This is a genomic window from Pantoea sp. JGM49, assembly GCF_018257655.1.
In the GTDB taxonomy this organism is placed as follows: Bacteria; Pseudomonadota; Gammaproteobacteria; order Enterobacterales; family Enterobacteriaceae; genus Pantoea; species Pantoea communis.
In genome coordinates, this window is the sequence record NZ_JAERJM010000002.1 from 562,958 (window position 1) to 578,634 (window position 15,677).

14 protein-coding genes are annotated in these 15,677 nt (G+C 53.5%); 13 read left to right on the forward strand and 1 reads right to left on the reverse strand.

What is annotated here, in order from left to right; translation table 11 throughout:
• The 12 genes from serC to JK231_RS05800 all read left to right on the forward strand — a co-directional run bounded on the left by serC (position 1) and on the right by JK231_RS05800 (position 14,008).
• The gene (gene serC, locus JK231_RS05745; RefSeq protein ID WP_200570792.1) at positions 1-1,086 is read left to right on the forward strand and encodes a 3-phosphoserine/phosphohydroxythreonine transaminase; all 1,086 of its coding nucleotides are present in this window, start codon (positions 1-3) and stop codon (positions 1,084-1,086) included.
• Positions 1,087-1,167: 81 nt separating this feature from the next.
• The gene (aroA, locus tag JK231_RS05750) at positions 1,168-2,454 is read left to right on the forward strand and encodes a 3-phosphoshikimate 1-carboxyvinyltransferase (protein WP_058961782.1); all 1,287 of its coding nucleotides are present in this window, start codon (positions 1,168-1,170) and stop codon (positions 2,452-2,454) included.
• 197 nt (positions 2,455-2,651) lie between these two features.
• On the forward strand, positions 2,652-3,332 hold the full coding sequence (gene cmk / locus JK231_RS05755) for a (d)CMP kinase (protein WP_034820574.1): 681 nt from the start codon (positions 2,652-2,654) through the stop codon (positions 3,330-3,332).
• Between the two features lie 122 nt (positions 3,333-3,454).
• On the forward strand, positions 3,455-5,128 hold the full coding sequence (gene rpsA, locus JK231_RS05760) for a 30S ribosomal protein S1 (protein ID WP_034820570.1): 1,674 nt from the start codon (positions 3,455-3,457) through the stop codon (positions 5,126-5,128).
• 86 nt (positions 5,129-5,214) lie between these two features.
• The gene (ihfB, locus tag JK231_RS05765) at positions 5,215-5,499 is read left to right on the forward strand and encodes an integration host factor subunit beta (RefSeq protein WP_003849360.1); all 285 of its coding nucleotides are present in this window, start codon (positions 5,215-5,217) and stop codon (positions 5,497-5,499) included.
• A gap of 201 nt (positions 5,500-5,700) precedes the next feature.
• Positions 5,701-7,959: a DNA internalization-related competence protein ComEC/Rec2 gene (locus JK231_RS05770; protein ID WP_211728165.1), complete on the forward strand. Its 2,259-nt coding sequence runs from the start codon at positions 5,701-5,703 to the stop codon at positions 7,957-7,959.
• A 34-nt stretch (positions 7,960-7,993) separates the two neighbouring features.
• Complete coding sequence (gene msbA / locus JK231_RS05775) at positions 7,994-9,742, forward strand: lipid A ABC transporter ATP-binding protein/permease MsbA (protein WP_097119323.1); 1,749 nt, start codon at positions 7,994-7,996, stop codon at positions 9,740-9,742.
• Entirely contained in the window at positions 9,739-10,740 is a 1,002-nt protein-coding gene (gene lpxK / locus JK231_RS05780) for a tetraacyldisaccharide 4'-kinase (RefSeq protein WP_211728166.1), read from the forward strand. The genes msbA and lpxK overlap by 4 nt, the downstream gene beginning before the upstream one ends.
• Positions 10,741-10,763: 23 nt before the next feature.
• Positions 10,764-11,981: a winged helix-turn-helix domain-containing protein gene (locus JK231_RS05785; protein ID WP_211728167.1), complete on the forward strand. Its 1,218-nt coding sequence runs from the start codon at positions 10,764-10,766 to the stop codon at positions 11,979-11,981.
• Positions 11,982-12,075: 94 nt separating this feature from the next.
• Positions 12,076-12,258: a Trm112 family protein gene (locus JK231_RS05790; RefSeq protein WP_007887424.1), complete on the forward strand. Its 183-nt coding sequence runs from the start codon at positions 12,076-12,078 to the stop codon at positions 12,256-12,258.
• Positions 12,255-13,004: a 3-deoxy-manno-octulosonate cytidylyltransferase gene (gene kdsB, locus JK231_RS05795; RefSeq protein ID WP_034820546.1), complete on the forward strand. Its 750-nt coding sequence runs from the start codon at positions 12,255-12,257 to the stop codon at positions 13,002-13,004. The genes JK231_RS05790 and kdsB overlap by 4 nt, the downstream gene beginning before the upstream one ends.
• A gap of 110 nt (positions 13,005-13,114) precedes the next feature.
• Positions 13,115-14,008 carry a YcbJ family phosphotransferase gene (locus JK231_RS05800; RefSeq protein WP_160832433.1) on the forward strand — a complete coding sequence of 298 codons (894 nt, stop codon included), beginning with the start codon at positions 13,115-13,117 and terminating at the stop codon, positions 14,006-14,008.
• Here the strand turns inward: JK231_RS05800 and elyC are convergent.
• The gene (gene elyC, locus JK231_RS05805; protein ID WP_097119319.1) at positions 13,988-14,773 is read right to left on the reverse strand and encodes an envelope biogenesis factor ElyC; all 786 of its coding nucleotides are present in this window, start codon (positions 14,771-14,773) and stop codon (positions 13,988-13,990) included. The genes JK231_RS05800 and elyC overlap by 21 nt on opposite strands.
• 124 nt (positions 14,774-14,897) lie before the next feature.
• Here elyC and cmoM point away from each other — a divergent pair, with 124 nt between their 5' ends.
• Positions 14,898-15,671, forward strand: coding sequence for a tRNA uridine 5-oxyacetic acid(34) methyltransferase CmoM (gene cmoM / locus JK231_RS05810; RefSeq protein WP_211728168.1), 774 nt, complete (start codon positions 14,898-14,900; stop codon positions 15,669-15,671).
• The last annotated feature ends 6 nt before the right edge of the window (positions 15,672-15,677 follow it).

Below are 15,677 nucleotides of genomic sequence, written 5' to 3' on the forward strand. Positions count from 1 at the left end.
ATGACGCAGGTTTATAATTTTAGCTCCGGCCCAGCGATGCTGCCGGTAGAAGTGCTCCGTCGTGCAGAACAAGAACTGACAAACTGGCACGGATTAGGCACCTCTGTAATGGAGATCAGCCATCGCAGTAAAGAGTTCATTGCTGTCGCTGAAGCCGCAGAACAGGATTTTCGCGATCTGCTGAAGATCCCATCGAACTACAAAGTTTTATTCTGCCATGGTGGCGCGCGAGCGCAGTTCGCGGCTATTCCAGGTAACCTGCTGGGTGATGCTAAATCCGCTGACTATATTGATGGCGGCTACTGGGCACACAGCGCGATTAAAGAAGCTGAAAAATATTGCACCCCGAACACCATCGACGTCAAAACCACGCTTGACGGTAAGCGTGCTTTGTTACCAATGCGTGAATGGCAGTTGAACGATGATGCCGCCTATGTGCATTTCTGCCCGAATGAAACCATTGATGGTATTGCTATCGATGAAGAGCCTGACTTTGGTGACAAAGTCGTGGTAGCTGATCTTTCTTCAACCATTATGTCTCGCCCAATCGATGTCAGCCGTTACGGTGTGATCTACGCGGGCGCACAGAAAAACATCGGTCCAGCGGGATTAACGCTGGTGGTGGTGCGAGAGGATCTGCTGGGCAAAGCGCAGCGTTATGTGCCGTCTATCCTTGATTACAAGGTGCTGGCTGAAAACGAATCCATGTTCAACACACCGCCGACTTTTGCCTGGTACCTCTCTGGTCTGGTATTCAAATGGCTGAAAGAGAAGGGCGGTGTTGCTGAGATGGATAAGGTCAATCAGGCGAAAGCAGACCTGCTCTATGGCGTCATTGATAACAGCAGCTTCTACCGTAACGATGTTGCCGCTGCGAACCGTTCACGTATGAACGTGCCGTTCCAGCTGGCTGATGCCGCGCTGGACAAAGTGTTTCTGGACGAGTCTCTGCAGGCAGGCCTGCATGCACTGAAAGGACACCGCGTGGTTGGCGGTATGCGTGCGTCGATCTACAATGCGATGCCGCTGGAAGGAGTGAAAGCCCTGACTGAGTTCATGATCGACTTCGAACGTCGTCACGGCTAATTACTCATCATCGGCCAGCCTGGCTGGCCACTGGCCCCGTTAAACAACGGGGTTTTGTCTTTTCTGGAGATTTGGTTTCACATGCAGGACTCCCTGACTCTACAACCGATTGCTCGCGTTGACGGCACGGTAAACTTACCGGGTTCAAAAAGCGTTTCTAACCGTGCATTGTTATTGGCCGCGCTGGCCAACGGCACGACTCGCCTGACCAATTTGCTGGACAGCGATGACGTTAAACACATGCTGAATGCGCTGAAGGCGCTGGGCGTCAATTACACGCTCTCTGCCGATCGTACCGTGTGCGAAGTGGTGGGAAATGCAGGTCCGCTGCACAGTGACCAGGCCCTGGAACTCTTTCTGGGCAACGCCGGTACTGCTATGCGTCCGCTGGCTGCCGCACTATGCCTGGGTCAACAGTCGATTGTGCTGACTGGCGAACCTCGCATGAAAGAGCGCCCAATTGGTCATCTGGTGGATGCGTTGCGTCAGGGCGGAGCCAAAATTGATTACCTGGAGCAGACGGATTATCCGCCGCTGCGTCTGAACGGCGGGTTTGTAGGTGGCGATGTCAGTGTGGACGGTAGTGTTTCTAGCCAGTTCCTGACCGCATTGCTAATGACCGCTCCGCTGGCACCGAAAGACACTGTGATTACCATCAAAGGTGATCTGGTTTCTAAGCCGTACATTGATATTACACTGCACCTGATGCGTTGTTTTGGTGTCGAAGTCGATAACCAGAACTACCAGCGCTTTGTGGTGAAAGGCCAGCAGCAGTATCAATCTCCGGGCGATTATCTGGTGGAGGGCGATGCCTCTTCTGCCTCTTATTTCCTCGCCGCCGCCGCCATTAAAGGTGGAACGGTTCGCGTAACCGGGATTGGCCGCAACAGCGTTCAGGGCGACATCCGCTTTGCTGATGTGCTGGAAAAAATGGGTGCGGTGATCGAGTGGGGTGATGACTATATTGCCTGCACACGAGGTTCTCTGACCGCGATTGATATGGACATGAACCATATTCCAGATGCGGCGATGACCATTGCCACCACGGCGTTGTTCGCGGAAGGCACCACCTTGATGCGAAATATCTACAACTGGCGTGTGAAAGAGACTGACCGCTTAGCGGCGATGGCGACCGAATTGCGCAAAGTGGGTGCGGAAGTAGAAGAGGGTCACGATTTTATTCGTGTCACTCCACCGGCTCAGCTTCAGCATGCGGATATTGGCACTTATAACGATCACCGCATGGCGATGTGCTTTGCGCTGGTGGCGTTATCGGACACGCCTGTCACCATTCTTGATCCCGGCTGCACGGCGAAAACCTTCCCGGATTACTTCCAGCAGTTGGCGAAAATCAGCCAGACCTCTTGATCACGCTACCCGGTACGCTTGTGCCGGGTTTCCTCGCTCTCTTCTGGTCTTGTTGGGCGGAAATTCTTCTGAATCTGTCGAAATTTCTGGCGCTGTCTACGCTAAAGGGTAACTAACCTGACGCGGGCAGCGTATAATGCCGCGCATTCAAACAGCCAAGAAGGCTGATAATAAGCACGCAGCAACAGGAGAGAACAATGACGGCAATCGCCCCGGTAATTACCATTGATGGCCCAAGTGGCGCAGGTAAAGGGACCTTGTGTAAAGCGATGGCGGAGTCATTGCAGTGGCATTTGCTGGATTCTGGTGCCATTTATCGCGTACTCGCATTGGCTGCACTTCATCATCAGGTGGATATTGAATCCGAAGAAGCATTAGTGCCTATGGCGGCTCACCTCGACGTGCGTTTCTTGTCTGTTGAAGGCGAAATGCAGGTCATTTTGGAAGGTGAGGATGTGACCGGTGAAATCCGTACGCAGGAAGTGAGCAATACGGCTTCGCGGGTTGCTGCTTTCCCACGCGTGCGTGAAGCGCTGCTGCGTCGCCAGCGAGCATTCCGTGAAGAGCCGGGTTTGATTGCGGATGGCCGCGATATGGGCACCGTGGTATTCCCCGATGCACCGGTAAAAATCTTCCTGGATGCAAGTTCGGAAGAGCGTGCTCACCGTCGTATGCTACAGTTGCAGGAGAAGGGCTTTAATGTTAACTTTGATCGCCTTTTATCCGAGATAAAGGAACGCGACGACCGCGATCGTAATCGTGCAATTGCGCCTTTAGTGCCTGCCGCTGATGCTCTGGTGCTGGATTCAACCAGTATGTCCATTGAGCAAGTGATTGAAAAGGCACTTGATTATGCCCGCCAAAAGCTGGGCATTTAATCTATTCGGTAACTGAATTGTAGTAACCCTGTACCACGGATCCGGTGCTGGGCATGTGAAACAACCCCATCCGACAATGACGTCAGGTGGACGTTAAATTGAAGAATCCTAAGATTATCAATATGACTGAATCTTTTGCTCAACTATTTGAAGAATCACTGAAAGAAATCGAAACCCGTCCGGGTTCCATCGTTCGTGGCGTTGTTGTCTCTATCGATAAAGACGTAGTCCTGGTTGATGCGGGTCTGAAATCTGAGTCTGCAATTCCTGCAGAGCAGTTCAAGAACGCAGCCGGCGAACTGGAAATCCAGGTTGGCGACGAAGTTGACGTTGCGCTTGACGCAGTTGAAGACGGCTTCGGTGAAACCCTGCTGTCCCGTGAGAAAGCTAAGCGTCACGAAGCTTGGATCACGCTGGAAAAAGCTTACGAAGAAGCTGAAACTGTTACCGGTGTTATCAACGGCAAAGTTAAAGGTGGCTTCACAGTTGAGCTGAACGGTATTCGTGCGTTCCTGCCAGGTTCACTGGTAGACGTTCGTCCGGTTCGCGATACTCTGCACCTGGAAGGCAAAGAGCTTGAGTTCAAAGTTATCAAGCTTGATCAGAAACGTAACAACGTGGTGGTTTCTCGCCGCGCAGTTATCGAATCTGAAAACAGCGCTGAACGCGATCAGCTGCTGGAAAACCTGCAGGAAGGCATGGAAGTTAAAGGTATCGTTAAGAACCTCACTGACTACGGCGCATTCGTGGACCTGGGTGGCGTTGACGGCCTGCTGCACATCACCGATATGGCCTGGAAACGCGTTAAGCATCCAAGCGAAATCGTCAACGTGGGCGACGAAATCACTGTTAAAGTGCTGAAGTTCGACCGCGAGCGTACTCGTGTATCTCTGGGCCTGAAACAGCTGGGCGAAGATCCATGGGTTGCTATCGCTAAGCGTTACCCAGAAGGCACCAAGCTGACTGGCCGTGTAACCAACCTGACTGATTACGGCTGCTTCGTTGAAATCGAAGAGGGCGTTGAAGGTCTGGTACACGTTTCTGAAATGGACTGGACCAACAAAAACATTCACCCATCTAAAGTTGTTAACGTGGGCGATGTTGTTGAAGTTATGGTTCTGGACATCGACGAAGAACGTCGTCGTATCTCCCTGGGTCTGAAGCAGTGCAAAAACAACCCATGGCAGCAGTTCGCTGAGACCCACAACAAAGGCGATCGCGTTGAAGGTAAAATCAAGTCAATCACTGACTTCGGTATCTTCATCGGCCTGGACGGTGGCATCGACGGTCTGGTTCACCTGTCAGACATCTCCTGGAACGCGACTGGCGAAGAAGCCGTTCGTGAGTACAAAAAAGGCGACGAAATCGCTGCTGTTGTACTGCAGGTTGATGCAGAGCGCGAGCGCATCTCTCTGGGCGTGAAGCAGTTGGCTGAAGATCCATTCAACAACTACATCACCCTGAACAAGAAAGGCGCTATCGTTAACGGTAAAGTAACTGCAGTAGACGCTAAAGGTGCTACAGTAGAATTGGCTGATGGCGTTGAAGGTTACCTGCGCGCTTCAGAAGCTTCACTGGACCGTATCGAAGACGCAACTCTGGTTCTGAGTGTTGGTGACGACGTTGAAGCTAAGTTCACCGGCGTTGACCGTAAGAACCGCGTTGTAAGCCTGTCTGTTCGTGCTAAAGACCAGGCTGATGAGAAAGAAGCTATCAACACTGTTAACACCAAACAGGAAGAAAGCAACTTCTCTAGCGCTATGGCTGAAGCGTTCAAAGCGGCTAAAGGCGAGTAATCGACCCGAGGCACCGGACGATGTAAGTCGTCCGGTTTCGGTAAAAGCTGTCATACCTTTCCCATTAAGGATTAACCGGAGGTTACATGACCAAGTCAGAACTTATTGAAAGACTTGCTGGACAGCATACTCATATTCCGGCGAAAGTCGTTGAGGATGCAGTTAAAGAGATGCTTGAGCACATGGCCACCACGTTGGCACAGGGCGAGCGCATTGAAATCCGGGGATTCGGCAGCTTTTCTTTGCACTACCGCGCACCGCGCACTGGTCGTAACCCGAAAACGGGCGACAAAGTGGATCTGGAAGGTAAATACGTTCCCCACTTCAAGCCGGGCAAAGAATTGCGTGACCGTGCAAATATCTACGGCTAAGCCGTTACCGAACGACAAAGCGACACCTCTGGGTGTCGTTTTTTTTTGCTCTAAATTCGTTGTTGTGAATCTGATTCCTAAACCCACATCAACAATGAAAGCCACTTCGATTTTTTGGCATCCGCAATCCAGCTCTCCCCATTCCTGAAAGCTATTCCTGCCAATTGCACGCAAACTGGTGCCCATTGCGGGAGAAAAGTGATGCGTATAACAGGGATTGCAGTAGCCAGAATCATGATCCTGGCGGCGCTACCATTGGGTTTGTTACCTCAAATACCGACCATGGAAATGATCGCTGTGATGGTGCTACTAGCACTTATTGTGGCATCCCTGCCTTGGGCTGGGCTGCGTCTTATTGGCATGGGTATCCTGCTTCTGGCGTGGGCGCTATTGGAAGCGAGACAGATGCTGAATGTGATTGACCAGTTTTCAATGGCGCCAGCCGAAGTGACGCTGCGTATTGTTGATGTGAAGGAAAATCAACAGCAATTTAAAGCCCAGATTATCCGTGTGGGTGAGCGATATCAGTTCCCGCCGTTGTTTGTCAGTATCAATGCGGAGCCAGGTGTATCGGGGTATTGTGCAGGGCAGCGCTGGAAAATGACCTTACGTTTGCGTGCAGTGCATGGTCGCTTGAATGAAGGCGGGTTTGATGCTCAACGTTTTGCGCTGGCAAACCATACGCCTTTGCAGGGGAGAATCATTAACCAGCTGGCGGAATCGGTAGATTGTAATTTGCGAACGCAGGTTATGCGCCATCATCAACCTCTTTTTGAACACCTGCAACAACCTGCCATTTTGCAGGCGCTGGCTTTTGGCGAACGTGAGAACATGACCAAAACTCAGCGACAATTATTACGTGAGACCGGAACCGCACACTTAATGGCGATTTCCGGTATGCATATTGCGCTTGCGGCCAGCGTTGGCTGGATGTTGGTTCGTGGCTTGCAGCTGCTGCAGCCTGCGCACACCATCGGTTATCTGCTGCCACTGATGGGGAGCATCATTACCGCGACAATCTACTGCTGGCTGTCGGGCAGCCATGCGCCAGCACAGCGCGCGCTGGTCGCGCTACTACTGTGGACAACGATAAGAATCGCTGGCTGGCAGTTAACAGGCTGGCAGATTTGGACACTGTGCATGGGTGTACTGCTTTGGCTTGATCCCCTCACCGTCTTATCTGCAAGCTTTTGGCTCTCTGCTCTTGCCGTCGCCATGTTAATCATCTGGTTCCAGTGGTTTGCCTTGCCGGATCGATACCGTCAGGCCTGGCGCTGGCTGCCGCTGAGATTGCTGCACTTACAACTCGGCATGATGATACTGATGGCTCCTCTGCAAATTTTTTTATTTCAGGGAATCAGCCTCAGTGCACTGGCCGCTAACCTCATCGCGGTGCCTGTGGTATCGCTTTTCACCGTGCCATTGATACTGCTGGCGCTTTTGCTGCCCATACAACCCATCGCTTCGGTACTGTGGCGGTTGGCGGATTTTTCTGTCAATCAGGTGATGCAGGGCCTGGCATACTTGCCAGCAGGATGGTGGCCGTTAAATGATGCCTTGCCGGCAGTGGCCCTGCTATGGGGCGGTTTATTTATGTGGCGCAGTGGTTTGCTGAATAACACGCTGATGCTTTGCTGCGGCTGCGCACTGGCATTTCTGTTATGGCGTCATCAGTCTGAACAAGATGACTGGCAGATTGATGTGCTGGATGTGGGCCATGGTCTGGCGATCGCGATTACACAGGGTAATGAAGTGGTGTTGTACGATGCGGGTCCACGCTGGAATGAAGATGATGCGGGCGCGCGTGTGATACTGCCATGGTTACTGTATAAGGGACGACAGCTAAACACGGTGGTGGTAAGTCATAAGCATCTGGATCATCGGGGTGGGCTGAATTCACTGCATCAGGCCAATCCCAATATGATGATCCGCAGTGCATTGGGTGAAGCGGGACATTTACCCTGTCAGCGAGGAGAGCAGTGGCAATGGGGCAAACTGACCTTTACGGCACTCTGGCCGCCCGCAGGGAATACGCAAGGGCAAAATAATGACTCTTGTGTCGTACGCGTAGACGATGGAGCTGTCAGCCTGCTGCTCACCGGGGATATTGAGTCAGAAGCAGAAAGAAAATTGGTGGCATTAGAGAAAACCCAGCTCACCAGCACGTTAATGCAGGTCCCTCATCATGGTAGCCGAACCTCTTCGGGGCCTTTACTGTTACGTAGTGTTGCAGGAAAGGGCGCGGTGGCGTCGGTGGCGCGCTATAACGCCTGGCGCATGCCTGCCGTAGCGGTGGTTGAACGCTATCGCCAGCAGGGCTATCTCTGGTATGACACGGCACAATCCGGGCAGGTCCACATTGGTATTCGGCAGGGTGAATGGCAGATTAAGGGATTGAGGGAGCAAATAAAACCTCGCTGGTATCATCAGTGGTTTGGCGTCAAACGTGAATCCAGGTAGAATGAGCGGCTATTTCAAACAGCGTGAATAAATAATGCATCAAGACAAAGATCTCTCAACGTGGCAGACGTTCCGCCGACTCTGGCCGATGATTGCGCCGCACAAAGCAGGACTGTTTGTGTCTGCGGTGGCGCTGATTCTCAATGCGGCCGGCGATACCTTAATGCTGTCGCTGTTGAAACCTTTACTGGATGATGGCTTCGGCAAGGCCGACCGCTCCGTCATGCTTTGGATGCCACTGGTGGTGATTGGCCTGATGCTGGTGCGTGGCGTGACCAGCTACATCTCCAGTTATTGCATCTCTTGGGTATCGGGCAACGTGGTCATGAATATGCGCCGCCGCTTGTTTGGTCACATGATGGGCATGCCCGTGGCGTTCTTTGACCAGCAATCAACCGGCACATTGCTGTCACGCATCACTTATGATTCCGAGCAGGTTGCTTCGTCCTCTTCCAGTGCACTGGTGACGGTCGTACGTGAAGGCGCCTCGATCATCGGCCTGTTTATCATGATGTTCTACTACAGCTGGCAGCTGTCATTAATTTTGATTGTCCTTGCGCCAATTGTTTCCTTTGCGATTCGCACAGTGTCCAAACGCTTCCGCAGCATCAGTAAAAACATGCAGAACACCATGGGACAAGTCACCACCAGTGCTGAACAGATGCTGAAAGGGCACAAAGAGGTGCTGATCTTTGGTGGTCAGGATGTTGAAGCACAGCGTTTCTCCCAGGTGAGCAACAAAATGCGCCAGCAGGGCATGAAACTGGTTTCGGCATCTTCCATTTCCGATCCGGTCATTCAGCTGATTGCTTCTCTGGCACTGGCATTTGTGCTCTACGCCGCCAGTTTCCCCAGCGTGATGGAAACTCTCACCGCCGGTACCATCACTGTGGTGTTCTCATCGATGATTGCCTTGATGCGTCCACTGAAGTCGCTGACTAACGTCAATGCCCAGTTCCAGCGCGGTATGGCTGCTTGTCAGACCTTGTTCTCAATTCTGGATAGCGAACAGGAAATCGATAATGGCAAGCGTGAAATCACGCGTGCCAAAGGCGATGTCGAATTCCGCAATGTGACCTTTACCTATCCTGGCCGTGAAGTCCCGGCGCTGCGTGATATCAATCTGTCACTGCCCGAGGGCAAAACCGTGGCATTGGTAGGACGCTCAGGATCGGGTAAATCGACCATGGCGAGCCTATTGACCCGTTTCTACGATATCGACTCCGGTGAAATTCTGCTGGATGGCCACGATCTGCGTGAATACACCCTGCGTTCGCTGCGTAATCAGGTGGCGCTGGTATCTCAGAATGTTCATCTGTTCAACGACACCATTGCCAATAACATTGCTTATGCACGCAATGGAGAATACACCCGCGAGCAGATTGAACAGGCAGCGACTATGGCGCACGCCATGGACTTTATTAAGAAGATGGATAACGGTCTGGATACCGTGATTGGTGAGAACGGCGTGTTGCTGTCAGGTGGCCAGCGTCAACGTATCGCCATCGCGCGCGCATTGCTGCGTGATTGCCCGATTCTGATCCTTGATGAAGCGACCTCAGCACTGGATACCGAATCCGAGCGCGCGATTCAGGCCGCACTGGATGAGCTGCAGAAAAACCGCACTTCGCTAGTGATTGCGCACCGCCTGTCGACCATCGAAAAAGCCGATGAAATCGTGGTCGTTGAGGATGGTCGTATCGTTGAACGCGGTACGCACAGCGTGTTGCTGGCCGAAAAGGGTGCCTATGCACAGCTTCACAAACTGCAGTTTGGTCAATGATTGAACGCATCTGGAGCGGGCGCTCGCCACTGTGGCTGCTATTGTGGCCACTGAGTTTGCTGTATGGCGCAATCAGCAGTTTGATTCGCCTCAGCTATCAGCGTGGCTGGCGTAAAAGCTGGCGTGCGCCCTGTCCGGTGATTGTGGTAGGTAATCTGACGGCTGGCGGCAACGGTAAAACGCCGGTGGTGATTTGGCTGGTTCAGGCACTGCAACAGCGTGGCCTGCGCGTTGGCGTTGTCTCACGCGGCTATGGTGGAAAGGCTGAGCGTTATCCACTGCTGGTGACGGCCGATACCCCGACATCACAAGCCGGCGACGAGCCGGTATTAATCGCGCAGCGTACTCAGGCGCCGGTAGCCGTCGCGCCTCAACGCCGTATGGCGGTAGAAGGACTGCTGGCCGCACAGGAACTGGATGTGATTATTACCGACGACGGGCTGCAACATTACGCGTTGCAGCGCGATCGTGAAATTGTGGTAGTGGATGGTGTCCGTCGCTTCGGTAATGGCTGGTGGCTGCCCGCAGGTCCGATGCGTGAGCGCGCATCCCGGCTGCAAAGCGTCAATGCCATCATCGTCAATGGTGGAGAGGCGCAAGCCGGTGAGATCGCCATGACGTTGCGTCCCGGCAAGGCGATCAATCTGGTGAACGGTGAGACAGCCAACCTCGATCAATTGCCAGAAACGGTGGCGATGGCCGGCATTGGGCATCCGCCGCGGTTCTTCAAAACGTTGCAACAGCACGGCATCCAGCCGGTGGCAGAAATCGCGTTTGCCGATCACCATGCTTATAGCAAAGAAGAGTTACAGCGTTTGACGCAGACTCATCAATGCCTGCTGATGACCGAAAAAGACGCAGTGAAATGCCGTAGTTTTGCTCGTGACAACTGGTGGTATCTACCGGTTGATGCCGATCTGTCGGGGGCGTCCCTGGATGCTTTACTCGCCGATGTGACCCAACTCTGCACGACTGCGCGCGACACCCGTTCGCGCTAAACCTGCTCAAAGGGAATCGAGTCATGACCACAACATCTTCCCTTTCACTCCAAATTGCTCGTCATTTACACCTGGCTGCTCAGGGGTTGTTACGCCCACCGAGCCGCCGCGCCCGCCTGTCCGATATCCATGCCTGCGTGCGGCAGATGTCATTACTGCAAATCGACACCATCAATGTCGTCGCCCGTAGCCCTTATCTGGTGCTGTTCAGCCGCCTTGGCGCTTATCCCACACAGTGGCTGGAAGAAACATTGGCCTCCGGTGCGCTTTTTGAGTATTGGGCGCACGAAGCCTGTTTCATCCCCTTCGAAGATTACCCGTTGCTACGCCATCGCATGCTGGAGCCGCAGCGGCTGGGATGGAAATATAACGAGCAGTGGGTAAACGAACATCAGCAGGAAATCGCTGCCTTACTCAATCACATCGCCGAAAATGGCCCGGTACGCGCGGCTGATTTTACCAGTGATAAGCACACTAAACCCGGCTGGTGGGCCTGGAAACCCCACAAGCGGCATCTGGAAAACTTGTTCAGCGCAGGTGAGTTAATGGTGGTCGAACGACGTAACTTCCAGCGGGTGTACGATCTGCGCACCCGCGTGATGCCTGATTGGGATGACGAACAGCATGCAGTGAGTGAATCTGATGCGGTACTGGCGATGCTACGACACAGTGCCCGCAGTCTCGGTATTTTTCGTGCCAGTTGGTTGGCCGATTACTATCGGCTGAAGCGTGCACCCCTGCAATCCTGGATTAAGGATGCCGAAGCACAAGGCGAAATCGTGTGCGTTGAGGTAGAACAGCTCGGTGAGATGTGGCTGCATAAGAGCTTGTTACCTCTGCTGGATAAAATGCCCAGCGCCACCCACACGGCCTTGTTGTCACCGTTCGATCCGGTGGTATGGGATCGCCGGCGCGCTCTGGAGTTGTTTAATTTCGATTACCGCATTGAGTGCTATACCCCTGCTGAGAAGCGCGTCTATGGTTACTTTGTTCTGCCGGTGTTACACCGAGGTGCACTCAAAGCGCGTATTGATGCAAAGATGGACCGCCAGGCACAGCAGCTGATTATTCGTGCATTTTGGCTTGAGCCCGGCGTGCGTGTTACCCAGGCCTTTATGAATGATGTGCAAAAAGCCATCAGTCGCTTTGCACAGTGGCAAGGTGCCGATGAGGTCATCGTTGAAAATGTCCCAGCCGAACTGCTTGCTGCCTGGACGCATCGTTGGGTTATCAACGATTGAGTTCATCGTAATAATGCCGCGCCCGGCGCACTGTGCTTCGGGTGCGCTATGGTATGCTAGGCGCCTGACAAATCGGTGCTGAAAGGAGAAAATTATGGATCACCGTTTACTTGAGATTGTTGCCTGTCCGGTTTGCAACGGAAAACTGTATTTCAACAAAGAGCAGCAGGAGCTGATTTGTAAACCAGACGGCCTGGCTTACCCGGTGCGCGATGGCATTCCGGTATTGCTCGAAGTGGAAGCGCGTACGCTGTCTGTTGAAGAGATCCATCCATGAGTTTCGTCGCCATCATTCCGGCGCGTTATGCATCAACGCGCCTGCCCGGCAAACCGCTGGTGGATATTCACGGTAAACCGATGGTGATACACGTGATGGAGCGCGCACGCGAGTCGGGCGCCGATCGCGTAATTGTGGCGACCGATCACCCCGAGGTTGCTGCAGCGGTAACCGCTGCCGGTGGCGAAGTGTGCATGACGCGCGCGGATCACCAGTCGGGCACCGAGCGCCTGGCAGAAGTGATTGAGAAATATCAGTTTGCCGATGACACCATTATCGTCAACGTGCAGGGCGACGAGCCGATGATTCCGGCAGAAATCGTACGTCAGGTCGCCGATAATCTGGCGCAGGCTGATGCAGGGATGGCGACATTAGCCGTGCCGATTACCGACGCTGAAGAAGCGTTTAACCCCAATGCGGTTAAAGTGGTGATGGACGCGAAAGGCTATGCGCTTTATTTCTCACGCGCCACCATTCCATGGGATCGCGAGCGCTATGCGAAATCGCGCGAACAGATTGGTGACACTTTGCTGCGTCACATTGGCATTTACGCCTATCGCGCTGGCTTTATCCGTCGTTACATTGCGTGGGAACCTTGCCCGTTAGAGCACATTGAATTGCTGGAGCAGTTGCGCGTGCTGTGGTACGGCGAGAAGATTCACGTTGCCGTAGCGCAAACCGTGCCAAGTGTTGGCGTGGACACACCAGAGGATCTGGTCCGTGTTCGTGCGGCCATGCAGGGGTAAAGCCCGACCGGCCAGCCGCTCGCGCTGGCCATAAAGTTTGATCTGGCGCTAAGTTTCGCGCCACCATGACCTCCAGGATAGTGAAGTCAATTGACTGCGGAGGATAACGCATGGAACAGCTCCGTTCAGAACTGGCGTTGATACTGGGTGAAGGTATCAGCCGCCTCGAAACCATTAGCGAACAGGCGCAGTCGCGGCTGTACGCACTCTATGACAACGACGGTAAACCGATGCCGCTGGTGGCGAAGTATTTTCGTCATCAAGGCCGTGCGGCGCTGGAAGCCAAAAAACTCACCATGTTGGGCCATGAGGGACTGGTCACAGTACCTGCGGTTTTTGGCCTGGTACTGAGTCAGCAGCCGCCGGTACATGAAATGCTACTGATGGCGCGATTCAATGGCGTCTCCGCCGAAGCGCCAGCGCGCACCGCCGTGCGCTGGGAGCAACTGTGTGAGCAAATTGTCGAGGGTGTACTCGGCTGGCACCGTATCGACAGCCACGGATTAGTGGGAAGGGTTGATAGTGTCCAGGAAAACAACTGGCCAGCCTGGTATCGCCAGCGCATCGAGGTGCTGTGGGCCACGTTGGGCTATCTGTCACCGCCATTTTTCACATTGGAAGATCGGCAGATCCTGTACCGCAGCCGACAGCAGTTAACTCATCTCTTCAAAGACTTCGACGATCCCTGCGTGCTGATGCACGGCAACCTGCGTTTATCCAGCATGCTGAAAGATGCACGCAGTGACCAACTGGTAGCGATGATGCAGCCAGGCAATATTCTCTGGGCTCCGCGTGAGTATGAATTAATCCGGCTGGCAGATAGCGGGGCTGAAGCCTCACTGCTGCAGCATTACCTGCAACGCGCGCCGGTTTCTGAAGGCTTTATCTGGCGGCGCTGGCTGTATCAGCTATGGGATTGTGTCGATACGTTGGTAAGCAGCGGACAGTTTGACCGTCCGCGCTTTGATCATGCCCGCGAGCAGTTACTTCCCTGGCTCGGATGACAGCAAATCATCGCCACGCAGCCGTTGCCAAATCTGGCCCAGGGTTTCATAAATCGCACGTTCACTGTGACCCAGCCACATTGGCGATGGCAACATGCGGTCCCAGGCGCTGATTGGCGAGGTAATCGCGAGCTGATTGGCCGGTGCGGCGATGGGGTTCAGACCTGCGCTCAGGAAAAAATGCATTGCACGTGGCAAGTGGTTCGCCGATGAGACCAGCAGGAAAGGGTGATTGCCGATAGTTTGTTTGACGGCCAGCGCTTCTTCGCCCGTATCATGTGGTTGGTCCAGCGTGATAATCGCCGACCGTGGCACTCCCAGACTTTCGGCTACCTCTGCCGCCACGCTGGCGTTGCTGCGGGGGTTGTATCCAGCAGCAGCGCCAGTGAAAATCATTTTTGCTTGTGGATTCCGACGCCATTGGCGCACACCTTCTGTTACGCGCGGCAGGCTGTTGTTGAGCAAATTAGAACTTGGTGCCCAATTCGGATTGAAGGTGTAGCCACCGCCCAGCACGACGATATAATCCACCGGTTCGCTACCGTTCCAGGTTGGATAATGCTGTTCGATGGGGCGCAACAGACGATCGGCAACGGGTTGCAAGCTGAGCAATAAAAGCAGCAGCCAACTCAGAGAGATCAGGATTTTGCCGCCTTTTTGCCAACGGCTAAACCAGAGAAGTAAAAGTCCTACTGCCATGAGCAACAACAGCAGTGGTAAAGGTAATAACATCGCGCCAATCCATTTCTTTAAGGCAAAAAACATCGAAATTTGCTCCTTTTGTCCGAAAAAACAGCAGCCAGACAGTTACTGTGGCGTGAAAGGTTCATTCTTGTTGAGCCTGTGACAAAATAGCACAAGTTGAATGCAGCACAGTGGAGCCATCATCATGCAGGATCGTAACTTTGACGATCTGGCGGACAAATTTTCGCAGAACATTTATGGCACCCGCAAAGGGCAGGTACGGCAGGCGATCCTGTGGGACGAACTGGATGCGCTGTTACCGACACTGCCTGAAGGCGCACTGTCAGTGCTGGATGCCGGCGGTGGCGTAGGACAAATCTCCTGTGGATTAGCGGCACGTGGCCATCAGGTGCTGTTGTGCGATCTCTCCGCGGAGATGTTAAAGCTGGCTGAAGCGCATGCGCACACCGAGGGTGTGAGCCACAACATGCAATTCAAACAAATTAGCGCGCAGCAGGTGGGCGAACATTTGGATCAGCCGGTTGATCTGGTATTGTTTCACGCTGTGCTGGAGTGGGTGGCAGAACCGGAAGTGGTGCTGCGTGCCTTGTGGCACACGCTGAAGCCCGGTGGCGTGCTGTCGTTGATGTTTTACAATGCGCATGCCCTGACGTTCCGCACCCTGCAACTCGGCAATTTCGGCTATCTGCGTGCCAATATGACCAAACGCAAAAAGCGTACGCTGTCACCGGATTTCCCGCGCGATCCTCAGGACGTCAATCGCTGGTTAAGTGATGCGGGCTTTGAAATTGAACAGCGTGCAGGCATTCGCGTGTTTTGTGATTACATGAAACCGCCACCGCCCGGCGTCGTCAAAAGCGTTGAAGAGATTATTGAGATGGAACGGCGCTACTGTCGTCAGGAGCCCTTTTTAAGTTTAGGGCGCTATATCCACGTGACCGCGCGCAAACCCAGGTAGAAGGAT

Excerpts from the sequence above, each read along its gene's own strand:
- serC (WP_200570792.1), top strand. The coding sequence starts at position 1 with ATGACGCAGGTTTATAATTTTAGCTCCGGCCCAGCGATGCTGCCGGTA.
- aroA (WP_058961782.1), top strand. The coding sequence starts at position 1,168 with ATGCAGGACTCCCTGACTCTACAACCGATTGCTCGCGTTGACGGCACG.
- cmk (WP_034820574.1), top strand. The coding sequence starts at position 2,652 with ATGACGGCAATCGCCCCGGTAATTACCATTGATGGCCCAAGTGGCGCA.
- rpsA (WP_034820570.1), top strand. The coding sequence starts at position 3,455 with ATGACTGAATCTTTTGCTCAACTATTTGAAGAATCACTGAAAGAAATC.
- ihfB (WP_003849360.1), top strand. The coding sequence starts at position 5,215 with ATGACCAAGTCAGAACTTATTGAAAGACTTGCTGGACAGCATACTCAT.
- JK231_RS05770 (WP_211728165.1), top strand. The coding sequence starts at position 5,701 with ATGCGTATAACAGGGATTGCAGTAGCCAGAATCATGATCCTGGCGGCG.
- msbA (WP_097119323.1), top strand. The coding sequence starts at position 7,994 with ATGCATCAAGACAAAGATCTCTCAACGTGGCAGACGTTCCGCCGACTC.
- lpxK (WP_211728166.1), top strand. The coding sequence starts at position 9,739 with ATGATTGAACGCATCTGGAGCGGGCGCTCGCCACTGTGGCTGCTATTG.
- JK231_RS05785 (WP_211728167.1), top strand. The coding sequence starts at position 10,764 with ATGACCACAACATCTTCCCTTTCACTCCAAATTGCTCGTCATTTACAC.
- JK231_RS05790 (WP_007887424.1), top strand. The coding sequence starts at position 12,076 with ATGGATCACCGTTTACTTGAGATTGTTGCCTGTCCGGTTTGCAACGGA.
- kdsB (WP_034820546.1), top strand. The coding sequence starts at position 12,255 with ATGAGTTTCGTCGCCATCATTCCGGCGCGTTATGCATCAACGCGCCTG.
- JK231_RS05800 (WP_160832433.1), top strand. The coding sequence starts at position 13,115 with ATGGAACAGCTCCGTTCAGAACTGGCGTTGATACTGGGTGAAGGTATC.
- elyC (WP_097119319.1), bottom strand. The coding sequence starts at position 14,773 with ATGTTTTTTGCCTTAAAGAAATGGATTGGCGCGATGTTATTACCTTTA.
- cmoM (WP_211728168.1), top strand. The coding sequence starts at position 14,898 with ATGCAGGATCGTAACTTTGACGATCTGGCGGACAAATTTTCGCAGAAC.